The sequence below is a fragment of the Moorena sp. SIO4E2 genome (assembly GCF_010671945.1).
Classification (GTDB): Bacteria; Cyanobacteriota; Cyanobacteriia; order Cyanobacteriales; family Coleofasciculaceae; genus Moorena; species Moorena producens.
The window spans coordinates 12,232-27,264 of the sequence record NZ_JAAHIE010000045.1; the positions used below are offsets into that span (position 1 = coordinate 12,232).

Here is a 15,033-nt window from a genome sequence, read left to right on the forward strand (position 1 = left end):
GCATAATACCGGGCACCGTAGTAATACAATCCCGTACTCCCATCCCGTTCCTTACCGGAATAGCGGTAGTGCTTCAACTTCACCTCCACCTCACTACCTGCCACAAATGCGGTCCCCCCATAAGGGAAATACTCCTCATAACTAATCAATTGCCCCTCGCCATCTACCTCCATGGTGGTCGAACCTAAATGGTTATCAAGTTGGTAGCGCACTTGAGGATTGATCACCCCTTCAGGCGGTTCTCCCTGTGTCCACTGGTTGCGAATGGCAACACAGGTGGTATCATCCATCACCCGCAAGCAATGGCGTTCCTCAGTGACAGTTTCCCCCTGTCGAGAAAGCCGAATTTCCAACCCACCGAGGTAAATCACTTCCTCAATGTGGGTCATAGTTCCTCCAGAGCCATAGCATTCGGTGACCTTGCGCACCCTTCTGCCACTGCTGTCGTAGACATAATATTCGGCATCGTTATTACTATCGTCTCTGTCAATAATCGTGACATTGGCAATATTGTCACGATAATTCCACCGCACTGGGTCAATGCCTGGCATTTGAATTTGGTTGCCATTAGCATCGAAAAACTGATCGATATCCCTGTTTCCCTCTAGCAGTTCACTATCCACCGCCCGGTTGGACGTTTCCGAAACCGTTAAATTACGAGTGCGGGGGGTTGTGCCTTGGTGGGCGATCTGGTCTAAGTTCCCGCCGTGGTCGTAGCTATAGCGACGGGTGTAGTTTTCCACTGCTTGGCCATTGTTCAAATTCTGTAACTGTACAAATCCCACTTCCGGAATATCCCGATACTGTTCCTGCTGTCGGGATAAAGCCTGATGTTCCCTGCCCGTGGCTTCGATTAAACGATAGAGGGCATCGTAGGTATAGGTTGATTTCGGATCCACTTGTTGATTCTTGTTAAAGACTGTATCCCAAGCGTGATCAGCAATTTGGGTGATATTGCCCACGGGATCGTAGGTATAGTTCAGGTCTTGTAAGTTGGCAGGATCAACAGAGCGCGAATTACTGCCCGTGAACCCTGACCCACCCCAAGGCCACACCCGTCCCAAAGCCTGCCGCAAAAACTGTGGCAGTAACCGACACAACCAGTGAGGGGCAGCCCCCCGTTCCCGTCTCGCTGGTTGTCCCGCTGGTGCTAAGGTAGCTCCCCGCTTGGTCAAAATCCGGGTCAGTCGAAACGTAGTGGGTTCATACTCATAATCAGTGGTTACCCCATTGCCATAAACAATCTGGGTGCGCTGTCCTTTAGGGTCGTAGTCGATGCTCTCCACATAAATGGTCGGTTCACTGTCCTGTGCATGTGTCACCTTTAGGTGAGACAGCCCCCCGGACAGGTCATAAATCGGAACGTGGACATTCCCATCCGCATCGGTTTCTGCAATCACCCGCCCCAGGGCGTCATAACCAGCGGATGTAGTGTAAACAGTGTCCTCAAGCAAGTCCAGATTAATCTCAGTCCAGTCGGCTTCGTTGTGATAGTCCTGACGCAATTTACGCTCGCTGCTGAGTGATTGTCCAGTGATGCTGTAAGACCCCAGTTTTACCAATCCGGCTGAGTCGTAGTGTTGATACACTTGCCCCCGTAGGTTGTAGTCTTCAGGATTGGTAATAGTTTCATCTTCACCGTAAACCGTACGCTCCACCACCTGATCTAGGAGAGTCTCCCCATCTCCTCCCTGCACTCGCACTTGGGTCGGACGGTGCAACAGATCATACTCTGTGGTTACCACAAAGCCCCGTGAATCCCTTACATAGATGGGATTTCCCATCACGTTTTGCAATGTCCATTGAGTTCCCCGATCGGCACTAACCGTTTTTAGGGGGGTTTGGGTCAGGTCATAAATGGTCGAGAAGTTATTGTAGCCCTGCTCTGCCAAGCGGGGATCCGCACTGGAAAGTTGATTGCCCACAATATCCAGCTCGTAATTGGTCACCAGATCTTGAACGGTGGGTTCATTTTTACTGACGAGTTGCTTAATATCTCGTATGATTCGTCCCAAATTGTCCAAAATCTTAATATCGGGCGTGTCGTAAAATTGGGCTGCTTTGACTAACGCTTGGTATTCTGCCGAGTTGGGATCAAGGGTGTCAATATTTTCTTGGTAGTAACTCGAATCTTCAATCGTGTCGTTTTCGTCATAGTGCTTCTCTTGCCAAGGGGTAAATTCAACTTTGGTAAAAAAGCCTTTGGGGGTATCGACTCGAATCACTCGTTGCAAGGGATCATAGTGCAGCACAGAGGATACCCCAAATTTGTTAAGCGTCGGATTGTCTACATACTCGTGGGTGTCGATGTAGTAGGGTTCGTACTCTTGGACGGGGTTGCCCTTGTTGTTGTAAACTTTTCCCCCAGAACTCAACCAGCGATTGTCAGTGTCTATTTCTTCGACACTGCCATCTGGCCTAACCGAAAATGCTGTTCCTGGTTCAACCCTGATCTTGGTTTGTACTTCCCGCCCAAACCCATCGCTGTAGGTGATGTGAGTTTGCACTCGCGTGTCGGTAGGGTAGTTTTCCGCCACTAAATTAACGGCGTGAACAGGAATACCATCATTTTTCCAAGTTAATAAATCGTAATGGAAATAACTGGCAGCACCTTGCAAGTAAATTTGAGGATTAGCGATCGCTTTTTCCATCTCGAATTCTTCTGAAGTCGGGGCGCTCAACTCAGCAAAACCGACTCGCTCACCGTTTTCTGTGCCGTAGTAGGAGGCTAAAACTACCATCCCCAGAGCATCATATATTACCTCGGAAGTATTATCGTTAATATCCCTAATTTTCTGGGGTTGCAGCACTTGGTAATCTATGGCTTCAACTGTTGTTTCGTTACCGATGGCATCTGTTACTTTATTGACTAACAGATGGTAGGTATCGTATTCAATTTCAGTGACATTCCCAAAGGGATCGGTAGTCTCGGTGGGTAAGTAAAAGCGTCCGCTCCCCAGATAAGATTGTGTTAATCCCGGATTCCACCAATAGCCACTCTCAAAATCGTATTTCCCTTGGTTAGCCAAATAATCCTCTAACTCGTCTCCTTCCAATACTCCCGAAAAAGCCAACTCGATTCGTTCCTGGGAAACCACAGCCCTTTTACTGAACGCTAGTAACATTTGAGGGCTAACTTCCCCTAAAGGTAAAACACTGCTTAGGGATTCATCCCAATAGAAATATTGCTCCCAAGCCAGCAAGTTATAATCAGCTTCGCTTAAGTTTTCTATTATGTTGGAGATTGTCTCAACATCAAAGTACTCTTTTCCTGACGGTAAGGAAATATTGAGCAGTTCATAATTTTTACTGTCTGCGGGAACCCCTAACAACCAAAGGTCCGGACGATTAATAAAACTGTTTTCTGTATATGTTGCTTTTAAGCTAGTTTGTTCGGGAAGTTCCTCTTGAGTTCCTTCTCGCCTTCCGTAACTAATTCCACATTCCCGCAACACATGACCATAGTCGTCAATTTCGAGGGTAAAATTATGAGCAATACGGGGGTCGGAAGGATCCCGTTCGTAATCGTAAGCTAGAGTTTCCCGTTGCCAAACGTAAAAGACCGCGTATTTATTTTCCCCTTGAGGTTGTAACAGCTTGACGTTATAACTAGCTCCACTAACGCTGTAAGGATTGTCGGCTAATTCTGAATCGTCAAGTCCGTAAACTTCCGAGTGTAAAATTGTTCCTTTTAAAGCTACATGGGCTTGCCGAACTTCTTCAGCACTCGGTTTTATTCCTCCCCAATCAACTATCGGCTCCCACAAGACAACAGCATTGTCATCCCCCTGAAAATACTCTTTTTGATACTGCTCAAACAAAGAAGCTTCTTGCTGCCATGCTCCGGTGTGATACCAAGTTTTCGTCAATACGGGCGGAACGTAACAAGGCGACCGTTGCTCCTCAGCATTCAAAATTTCTGCATCTTTTCGTTCTACCCGACCAAAGCCGCGAAACTCTCGCTCAATCCGGTCATAATAGCCGTGATGGTAGCTATAGGAACTGACCAGCTTTGTATTAGAAATAAAATCAATAGTTTCTACTGTTTCTACCACCTGAACCGGAAATGGTAGCTTGGTTACCCAAGGGGTTTCCTGGCGCTTATCTTGGAGGTAATACTTAGTAGAACTAGCGTAAGTAATGTTTGATTCGGCTCCCAAGTTATTCTTAACCTGGTTCAACAGATAAGGCTTTTGTTTGGCGCAAAAGTCGTAATAGCAATGGCGGGGCTGGATATGGTTTTGGCTAAAGACTAAACAAGTAGTGCCGTTGCCTAAAACATCAGCAAAGTTAATTTGATTTAAGCTATCCCAGGGACTCGGTAAATAAACCGTTAGGGGTTCGCTAAAGGAATTACCACTTTGGTTGAACCAAATCTCGACGCGATCGCTACTCACATAAGCAATATCTGCCGTTCCGGAACCGTCAATATCCACTAAAAACAGCCGGGAACCATCCATTCTGCCCTCAAAGCGTGGGGCATTTGCCAACTGAATCTTCTTACCAAATCGCCCATAGCCTAGATTTGGCCAGCATTCCACCGCACCATCGGTAATTCGCACCAGGTGCTGTTTACCAGTACCAAAGATATCGGCAAAATGCAGTGCTTCTTCTACAGCACCCTGTTTGGGTGTGGGAACATCATTTTCCTGTGGCCGGATTAGGGGCATAGCAAAGCCTTTTTCCCCTTCGGACGGATAAACCCGTAAGCGATCGCTTTCCACCAACAGGATATCCATCAATCCATCCCCAGTCACATCCACCATTTGGTTGTCTGGGTTATCGAAATCTGTAGGAAATCCGGCAAAAGGCTGCCAACTCTGCCAACTGTCCCCATCAGGATCGTACTGATAATAACCCCTAGCCCCTGATCTGCTAACCACCAAAGCCATGCGTCCGTCACCGGCAATATCCATTAACGTCCCGTTAGCATCTTGCAGATGGCGTTCAATGGGGAAATTCGGTAGTTGTTTCGGTGGGGCATAGTTTACTCCCCCTGTTTCACCATTCCCACTGCCTTGTGATTCCCAATAAAGTGTAGTGGTCCCATCGCTATAGAGCACTCCGGGAATCCCTTCCCCGTAGAGGTCGATTGACATATAGTCTGGGGGCAGATTCAGACCTGGTAAATCCTGACCGTTTGCTTGGGTCAGCCGCTCAAAGTTCTGTTGTTGAGGGGCAAAAGCCGTATAGTCAAAGTCTACGGTCGGTAAACTCTTGGTTTGATACTCCCCTTGCTCATAGCGATACCCAGTTGACTGAACTGACTTCAGTAACGTTACCGTTGGAGTTTCTTGATAGTGGAATTGCGTGGCATGGACAAGTATAGGATTGCTACCCAATTCCTCAAAACTATGAAACATCAAGATGTTTCGACATAACCTGTGGGTGCGAATTTCAAAACCAGCATCATAGGTCGAAAAGGGATCTTGGCGATTTTGCCACTGACCCACTGGGCTATAGGGCGTTACGTTGGTTGTGCTAATATCGTACTCCCCGTAGTCAAAGACTACTTCAAAATGCCAGTTTACTTGTCCAACATCGTCACCCTCAACTAGGGGAGAATCGCTGCCATATTTAATTTTTTCTATATATTTATTAGCCGTTTGCCTCCGGTTTGCCTCATAAATAGCATCAGGAACATTATCAGTATTTTCGGATTTGTATTGATAAACACTAGAATTTCCCTTGGCATCAAACGTTTCTTCTAAAAGCCATTGAAAAACGTGGCTAGGATGCTCTGGATCATAGATTCTACACTGTTCGGTTTTGCCAAAAATACTGGTGACATTATCTGTACTTACGGTCCGCCAATAGCAATCCCCTGTCTCCTGGTTAATCCACCGTTCTATTTTGGCAAACAATCCTTCGACTCGCGGACGATAAGCAATAACTGTATAGTTGATTGTATCAATCGTTTCAGTGCGTTCTCCTCCAGCAATCGGCACTAAATCTTCAGCATTGGAAATCAGAAAGATATCCGTCTGATCGTATTTAGGAACCGCCTTGGACGTTTTGCGCGAAATATTAGGAATAGCCAAACTAAACCCCAAACCAAAGGTTCCGTTTCCCGAACCGGAACTATACTCAACACTCAACTGCGGTTCAAAACCCCGGCCAGGAGTTGTCGGAATCGGAATCGATAGGGCAGCCGTGCCCGTAAACTCGTTAGCCTGAAACGTTTCTCCAATTCCCTGAATCGCACCGCCGCCTTTGGGTAAAGACAGTTGGGTTGTGGTTATTTTGCTATTTTCCATAACACCCTTGATGACCGAATTGATGACCGAAGTTATGATTGTTTGATTTGGCTCTTGGAGTAGTCGCTTTCACAATCATAAATACTACCAGCTAGAGCGTTTTACTTTGTTGTGATGGTATCGAGCGTATAACTAATTTTTAATTAGTCATGGCTAGTAATTAAGAGATTGATTTTAGCAGTTGACAAAGGATTTTTATCAATCTGTCTGTTTTCTAGATTTTCTGGCTTTTTTTATGATTTTTTTGAGGCCATAGTTAAGCTATCACATTCCTTATTTATTTGTCAAGGCTATTTTTTAATTTCTGTTGGTTATATTTATGATCATGCCAAATAAACCGTCATCTATTTGAAGCAATAACCAGAAGATAGCCCCTAGTTTGGCGTTGCTGAATTAAGGAATGAATGCGCGATCATTTGGTTTTATTAAAGCCCCCTAAATCCCCCAATTCTGGGGGACTTTGATAGTTTTGTTCCCCCCAAAATTGGGGGGTTAGGGGGGCAAAACCATAGGCATAATTAGCAACGCCCCTAGTTTAGGGTTATCCAAACCTGGCCACGCTACTTGCATGCCGGAACAGAATATTTATGGAAAAGTTGAAGGTTTTTAAGTCAAATTCGGGGTGGCGAGCGCAGCAGTAGTTGAGAAGGCGATCGTTTTTGATTTGCGGTTAAGTTTGACATTTTTGAGTTCTTTTTTTGGGTTTAAGTTGGGTTGGATGGCGGTGCGTTACACTTTCGTGCTTTGCACCCTACAAGATATGCGATCGCACTAAAGTTGGCCGCTTCAACAAAGGCATTTTCCGAGAGAGAGGTGATCGCTTTCGCACATGGCCATTGCTTCTTGGGCATCAACACCCAGGCGCAATAGTCGTTGGCAGGCTTTGAGGCGATCGAGGCGATCGCTGATTTGACCGTTATCGAGACTGCCCCAACTTATTGAGTTGACAGCATTTTTATCGAAAAAGTTAAAAGTGCGCAAGTCGGAATTTGGGTTTTGCGCTAAGAATGATGCAATCTCGTTAGCGTTCTGATTTGAGTTTGACATTTTTTTTGTTCCTTTTTTTGTTTTGGTAAATTTGGTTGTTTGGGTTATATTTTGGTGTGTCAGGCTTTCCTCGCGCAACTAAATCACTTTTAATCTTTTGGGTAAGTTCCAGCTCGCTTTCGTTGAATCCAAACGAATCCGATCACATTGAAGTCTCCTTCGGAAGATAACTCCGAGCCATTTGTTTTGCTACAAATTTCTGCTGTTCTTGTCCGATCTTGTCACCAGAAAGACGATCCGACTGCTTGGCTGGAGTATTATCATCTGACCCACTAGCAGACGCAGTTGTTTGAGGCGCAATCCCGGTACGTTTTTCAATTTTTGACATTTGTCGTTCTAACCAAGCTTCTGTTTTGTTTAAGTCCTTCAATAACTTCTGTTTTTTTTGTCCTTTATCTAGGTCTGATAATACTCTTGTTCTGCTATGAATTGTAGGTACTTGTTCTAATTGAGTCTGAATAATGTCGTAAGTGCGCTGAGTTTTAGATGGGTCTGGACTATTAACGGTATTGAGATTTTGTAGCATTAAATCTGCATCCCCGACAACATCATTTATATTACTTATGACATTAGCTACTGGCTCATAGAATTTAGATAACGGTTCTTCCAAAATACCAACCATTGTTGTAACTCCAGCCTTCGCAACCGCCTTTTTCAAATCTGCTTGCTCACTAAAACTTCTTAAGCCTTCCTCTATACCACTTGTAATTTTTCCCAAATACGGAACTTCACCGGCTCCTACAGAGTTAATGGCTGCGATGGCATTGGCCCCTGATCTCATCCACTGTCTTCTCTCTCCTGGTGGTACGAGATTTTTTATCATCTTATAAGATGGGTGGTAGTTTTGTTCTACAGATTCTGTTAATACTCCAGCGATTCCTCCTGAAAGTCCTGCCCAAACATAATCTTTGGCCTTTTCAAGTTTTGTAGGTTTTTCTCTTAAATCTTTAGGGATTTTTTTTAGACCTGCAATATTGCGTGACAGCTTATTATGTACTTTTGAGGGATCGTCTTTTACCATGCCTCCAACATCAATGTGGGAGATGGGATTCCCCCCCACAAAAGCATACAAATTCAACCCATCAACCGTCCCCGCCGGATCGCAACTCATCCACCTTCCCAACCAAGGCGCATAATACCGGGCACCGTAGTAATACAATCCCGTACTCCCATCCCGTTCCTTACCGGAATAGCGGTAGTGCTTCAACTTCACCTCCACCTCACTACCTGCCACAAATGCGGTCCCCCCATAAGGGAAATACTCCTCATAACTAATCAATTGCCCCTCGCCATCTACCTCCATGGTGGTCGAACCTAAATGGTTATCAAGTTGGTAGCGCACTTGAGGATTGATCACCCCTTCAGGCGGTTCTCCCTGTGTCCACTGGTTGCGAATGGCAACACAGGTGGTATCATCCATCACCCGCAAGCAATGGCGTTCCTCAGTGACAGTTTCCCCCTGTCGAGAAAGCCGAATTTCCAACCCACCGAGGTAAATCACTTCCTCAATGTGGGTCATAGTTCCTCCAGAGCCATAGCATTCGGTGACCTTGCGCACCCTTCTGCCACTGCTGTCGTAGACATAATATTCGGCATCGTTATTACTATCGTCTCTGTCAATAATCGTGACATTGGCAATATTGTCACGATAATTCCACCGCACTGGGTCAATGCCTGGCATTTGAATTTGGTTGCCATTAGCATCGAAAAACTGATCGATATCCCTGTTTCCCTCTAGCAGTTCACTATCCACCGCCCGGTTGGACGTTTCCGAAACCGTTAAATTACGAGTGCGGGGGGTTGTGCCTTGGTGGGCGATCTGGTCTAAGTTCCCGCCGTGGTCGTAGCTATAGCGACGGGTGTAGTTTTCCACTGCTTGGCCATTGTTCAAATTCTGTAACTGTACAAATCCCACTTCCGGAATATCCCGATACTGTTCCTGCTGTCGGGATAAAGCCTGATGTTCCCTGCCCGTGGCTTCGATTAAACGATAGAGGGCATCGTAGGTGTACCTAGACACTGGATCGACTTGTTGATTCTTGTTAAAGACTGTATCCCAAGCGTGATCAGCAATTTGGGTGATATTCCCCACCGGATCGTAGGTATAGTTCAGGTCTTGTAAGTTGGCAGGATCAACAGAGCGCGAATTACTGCCCGTGACCCCTGACCCACCCCAAGGCCACACCCGCCCCAAAGCCTGGCGCAAAAACTGTGGCAGTAACCGACACAACCAGTGAGGGGCAGCCCCCCGTTCCCGTGGCGCTGGTTGTCCCGCTGGTGCTAAGGTAGCTCCCCGCTTGGTCAAAATCCGGGTCAGGCGAAAGGTGGTGGGTTCATACTCATAATCAGTTGTTACCCCATTGCCATAAACAATCTGGTTGCGCTGTCCTTTAGGGTCGTAGTCGATGCTCTCCACATAAGTCGAAGCTGGTTCTCCCTCGTGCTGCACCTGAATCTGATTCAACCGACCCGATTCATGGTAAACTGGCGTATAAACATTATCGTCCGCATCGGTTTGCGCCGTCACGCGACCCAAGGCATCGTATTCAGATTGCGTCCGGTAGCTAGTCGGTTGCAAAGCACTGGGGTCATCAATACTGTCCCAATTCGCTTCTTCCTTGTACTCCTGCCTCAATTGCCGCTTAGTTGTCAAAGGGGAACCTAGGATATTGTACCCATCAACTTGCAATAATCCCCCTTGGTCGTAATGCTGGTAAACTTGACCGCGTAGATTGAGATTGTCGGCATCATCTTTACTTTCCCCATACACCAAGCGTTCTACTACCTGGTCAAGCTGAGTCGCACCATCCCCACCCCGGACATGTACTTGTACCGGACGCTGCAACTGGTCGTATTCGGTGCGCACCTCGAAGTTACGGGAATCTTGGCTATAAATGGGATTGCCCAGAACGTTATTCAATTGCCAGTGAGTCCCCCCATCGACACCAATGGTCTTGAGTACCTCGTCGGTCATGGTGTAGGTCATTTGGAAATTCTTGATACTGGCAGCTGACAAGCGGGGATCAGCACTGGATAGTTGATTGCCTGTAATATCCAATTCATAATGGGTTGTCAGCCTAGTAACTTCCCCATCCGAAGCCGTCTGATTGTTTTCAATCTCTTGAACCGTTCTGCCCAAGTTGTCCAGGATTACTTCTGAGGGCGTATCGTAGAATACTGCTGCCTTTTGCAAGGCTTGGCGTTCGGCTTCATCCAGGTCTGGATTATCAATATTTTCCCGATAGTAATCGGAATCCACTACAGTATCATTCTCGTCATAGTGCTTCTCCTGCCAAGGGGTAAACTCGACTTTCGTGAAAAATCCCTTGGGGGTATCCACCCGAATTGGCCGTTGCAGCGGGTCGTAGAATAGGGTGGGAGAAACCCCGAACTGATTTAGTTCTTCGTTATCGACATAGTCATAGCCTTTGATGTAATAAGGCTCGTATTCTTTAACGGGATTGCCTTTATTGTTGTAAACCTTGCGGTTGGAAGCCAGCCAGCGATCGCTCGTTATTTCTGTGCCAATGCTGCCATCGGGATTAACTACAAAGGCCTCCCCCGGTTCGACTTTCATCTTGCTTTGCACTTCCCGCCCCAACCCGTCGCTGTAGGTGATGTTCTTTTGCACCCGAGCTTGGTCATCATAATCTTCCGCGACCAAATTAACGGCATGAACGGGGATTTGGTTGTCTTTCCAAGAAAAGAGGTCGTAGTGGAAATAACTCGCCGCCCCCTGTAAATAGGTGCGGGGATTGGCAATCACCTCCTCTGTAGTCGGTGGTTTCTGCTGCTGGTAATCCTCCAGCTTCATAAACCCGACTTCTACCCCGTTTTCCGTTCCGTAATGGGAGGTGACTGTTACCATCCCCAAGGGGTCGAACCGCACTTCGGAAATGTTGTGATTGATATCCCGCATTTTTAGCGGTTGCAGGGTTTGGTAATCTATTGCCTGCACCAAGGTTTCGTTATTCAGCGCATCAGTGACTTTAACCGCTAGCAGGTTATAACCATCGTACTCGTAGCGGGTGGCATTCCCGAAGGGATCCGTTGTTGCTTGGGGCAAATAGAACTGGTCGGCAGGGTTGTAAGCTTGAGTCAAACCTCGATTCCACCAGTAATTTTCCCCAAGGACATAGCTGCCCTGATTTTCCAGCAATTCGTCCAATTTATCTTTAGTCAAAGCTCCCTCAAATGCCGCTTCCACTTGTTCTGGAGAAAATTCCGCTATTTCCCTGCCATAGGGCAAGGCTTGGGGACCGACTTCACCCAGGGGAAAAAACTCTTCCCTTTCGGGATCCCAATAGTAGTGGCGCTGCCAGCTCAGTAGGGGGGTTTCGGGGCTGTCGGTAACTCCCTCTAGATGGTCTTTGACATCTGCAAAAGCGAAGTATTGCTGACCGCTAGGTAATGAAAGATTCTTGATTTCATAACTGCGATTGTCTTGAGGAACCCCCAGCAGATAAAAGTCCTGGGTTTGATTAATAAAACTGTCTGCCGAGTAAGTTATTTTTAAGCTCAGTTGTTCGGGCAGTGGGTCTTCCCCAGGCCGCCGTCCGTAGGCTACAGCACAAGAACTCAGAACGTTGCCATACTGATCTACTTCCAGGACAAACTCGTGACCGATACGGGGATCAGCTGGGTTCCTTTCGTAATCATAGGTCAGACTTTCTTGGGGATGGACAAAGTAGATTCCGTATTTGTTTTCCCCTTTGGGTTGGATCAGTTTAACCCTGTAGTTGCTCTGACTAACAGTGTAGGGATTGGTTTGTTGGGGGGAGTCGTCTTTTCCGTACAGTTCCTCACGCAAGACCATCCCTTTTAAGGCTCGATGGGCTTCTCGCCAGGTTTCGCTGTCCGGTTCTTGGCCATTAGCATCGAAAACGCTATCGGGAAATTGGTGCGCTGCCGGATCTCCCGGGAAATATTCCGGTTCGTATTGCTTCGAGAGGGACTCTTCTCCTTGCCAGGCTCCGGTATGATACCAAGTCTTGCTCAATACTGGCGGGACATCGTAGGGTTGGGCATCGCTGGATAGGGTTTCAGCATCTAGACGTTCTATCATGCCAAACCCAAAGAATTCCCGTTCTACCTCGTCGTAGTAACCGTGGTGGTAGCTGTAGGAACTGACTAACTTGGTCTGGGAGATGGCATCCCAGTTTTCTACTTTTTCAATTACCTGTACCGGAAATGGCAGGTTGGTTATCCACGGTTGACCGTTTTGCTTATCTTCCAGATAATATTTGGTGGAAGTGCCGTAGGTAATGCGAGTGGTCGCCCCAAGATTGTTGTCTGTCTGGTTCAACAGGTGGGGTTTTGTCCTTTGGCAAAAGTCGTAACACCAATGGCGGGGTCTGGGGGCTTCTTCGCTGAAGATTAAACAAGTTGTCCCGTTCCCGTAAACATCAGCAAAGCTAATTTGGTCTAAGTTATTCCAATTGCTGGGCAGATAGATAGTTAGAGGGGTTTGGCTGAAGCTATTGCCACTCTGATTAAACCAAATCTCGACGCGATCGCTCTTCACATACAAAATATCCGCTGTCCCGGAACCATCGATATCTGCTAAAAACAACCGGGAGATATCGAAGTCTATGCCAAAGCTTGGTGCATTGCCCAAGGTCACTTTTTTGCCAAACTTGCCGTAGCCTAAAGAAGGCCAGCATTCTACCAAACCACTCTTGATTCTGACTAAATGCTGCCTACCGGTGCCAAAAATATCGGCAAACCGCAAGGCTTCAGTGCGATCACCTTTCCTCTCCAAAGGCAAGTCATTTTCTGGCTGCTGTATGATGGCTGGGCCAAAACCTGCTTTCCCTTTCCCTGGATAAACTTTTATGCGATCGCTTTCTAAGCGCAACACGTCCAACAACCCATCCCCAGTAATATCGGTCAATTGACTGTCCGGGTCGAGATATTCGTTGGGAAAGGCGGGAAAGGTTTGGAAACCCTGCCAAGTGCGATCGCCTTTGGCGCGGCGAAGCCGATCGCTTTTTACTTCGTAGTATCCTGAAACATTGGGACTACTGACCACTAAATCTAATTGACCATTTCCGGTCAGGTCGATTAACTGTTGGTTGTTGGTTTTCCCATAGGCGAGGGGCAAAGATAGAGGTTGTTGGGGAGGGTTATATCTTACCCCTTGAGTTTCCTCACCCTTGGCTGCGGGTTCCCAGTACAGCGTTGTGGTGCCGTCGTTGTACAAAACTCCCGGAATGCCTTCCCCGTATAAATCCAGGATTTGATACTCTGAGGAAATCAAACCGGGCAGAAACAGACTGTCCTCTCCAAGGAACGGTTCAAAGTTATGTCCTTCGGGTTGGAATGGAGTATAGTCAAATTCCAGAGCAGGTAAACTTTTGGTTTGATATTGATTATTTTCGTAGCGATACCCAATCGCTTCAGCAGCCGTCAAAAAAGTAATATTAGCATCTTCTCGATAATGGAAGCCCGTGGCGTGGACTAGTACCGGTTCACTGTCCAATTCTGTAAAACGGTGGAACATTAAAATGTTACGGCACAGTCGATGGGTGCGAATTTCAAACCCCGCATGGTAGGTGGAGAAGGGGTCTGGTCGATTTATCCATTCTCCGACTGGAGTATAGGGTGTGGTATTCGTCGGGTAGATATTATACTCGCCGTAGTCAAAGATTACTTCAAAGTGCCATAAAACATTGCTCAGGTCATCTCCTGGTTGCAGTGGTTGGTCGTTGCCATACTGAATTTTCTCTATATATTTATTGGCTGTCTGCGTCCGGTTTGCTTCGTAAATACTGCTAGCAATCCCTTGGGTATTTTCTTCTTTGTAGCGATAGATAATGTAATTTCCTTTAGCATCAAAGCTTTCTTCTAGCAACCATTCAAAGACGTGATTGTTGTTTTCCGGGTCACAGATTCTGGCTTGAGCCGTTTTGCCATATCTACTGGTAATGTTATCGCTACTGATTACCTGCCAATAGGATGAACCTGTAGTGCGATCGCGCCACTGTTCGATTTTGGCAAATAACCCTTCAGTGCGAGGGCGGTAGCTAGTAATCTCGTAACTGCCTTGAGTTCGGTTACCTACTGGTACCAAGTCATCAGCATTGGAGAGGATAAAGGTATCAGTGCCATCGTATTTGGGCAGTCCTTTCGAGGTTTTGCGGGAAATATTAGGAATAGCTAGAGCAAACCCCAAACCAAAAGTCCCGTTTCCCGAACCAGAACTATACTGAACACTCAACTGCGGTTCAAAACCCCGGCTAGGAGTTGTCGGAATCGGAATAGAAAGCCCTGCTGTTCCTGTAAACTCGTTAGCCTGAAAGGTTTCTCCAATGCCCTGAATCGCTCCCCCGCCTTTAGGTAAAGACAGTTGGGTTGTGGTTATTTTGCTATTTTCCATAACACCCTTGATGACCGAATTGATGATCGAAATAATGCTTGGGAACTATTCCCAATCAGCTCCCAATCAGCGAACTGAGGTGATCTGCCCTAGCTGCTGAGCATTCAGCCGTCAGCCGTCAGCCGTCAGCTGTCAGCTTCCTGGCACAGCCAACGGCCAAGGCCATTGGCTGAACGCGCACCCGTGCGCTAATCGCTGTTCGCTGATAGCTGATAGCTGATAGATAAGCTGTTGCGCATTTAAACTGTGATAACAGCATTGCCTTTGTTTTTTATTTTTCGTACCCATTTTATAATTAACCCTCCTTCATTTAAAAGATGATTTAACAAACATTCTAATTCTTCAATTGAT

Annotated in this window: 5 protein-coding genes; 1 reads left to right on the forward strand and 4 read right to left on the reverse strand. The window is 46.7% G+C overall.

Annotated elements, in window-relative coordinates:
- On the reverse strand, nucleotides 1-6,257 hold a 6,257-nt coding region (locus F6K37_RS08080), incomplete at its 3' end, for a SpvB/TcaC N-terminal domain-containing protein (RefSeq protein WP_287249407.1).
- Between the two features lie 622 nt (nucleotides 6,258-6,879).
- On the opposite strand from F6K37_RS08080, the gene F6K37_RS08085 reads away from it, so the two are divergent.
- The gene (locus F6K37_RS08085) at nucleotides 6,880-7,032 is read left to right on the forward strand and encodes a hypothetical protein (RefSeq protein WP_287249409.1); all 153 of its coding nucleotides are present in this window, start codon (nucleotides 6,880-6,882) and stop codon (nucleotides 7,030-7,032) included.
- Nucleotides 7,033-7,043: 11 nt separating this feature from the next.
- Here the strand turns inward: F6K37_RS08085 and F6K37_RS08090 are convergent, their stop codons facing one another.
- From F6K37_RS08090 to F6K37_RS08100, 3 genes are all read right to left on the reverse strand, one after another.
- Nucleotides 7,044-7,304, reverse strand: a complete 261-nt coding sequence (locus tag F6K37_RS08090) for a hypothetical protein (RefSeq protein WP_287249411.1) — start codon at nucleotides 7,302-7,304, stop codon at nucleotides 7,044-7,046.
- Nucleotides 7,305-7,446: 142 nt separating this feature from the next.
- Nucleotides 7,447-14,682 carry a SpvB/TcaC N-terminal domain-containing protein gene (locus F6K37_RS08095; RefSeq protein ID WP_287249413.1) on the reverse strand — a complete coding sequence of 2,412 codons (7,236 nt, stop codon included), beginning with the start codon at nucleotides 14,680-14,682 and terminating at the stop codon, nucleotides 7,447-7,449.
- A gap of 118 nt (nucleotides 14,683-14,800) precedes the next feature.
- Nucleotides 14,801-14,941: a hypothetical protein gene (locus F6K37_RS08100; RefSeq protein WP_287249415.1), complete on the reverse strand. Its 141-nt coding sequence runs from the start codon at nucleotides 14,939-14,941 to the stop codon at nucleotides 14,801-14,803.
- Nucleotides 14,942-15,033: the final 92 nt, after the last annotated feature.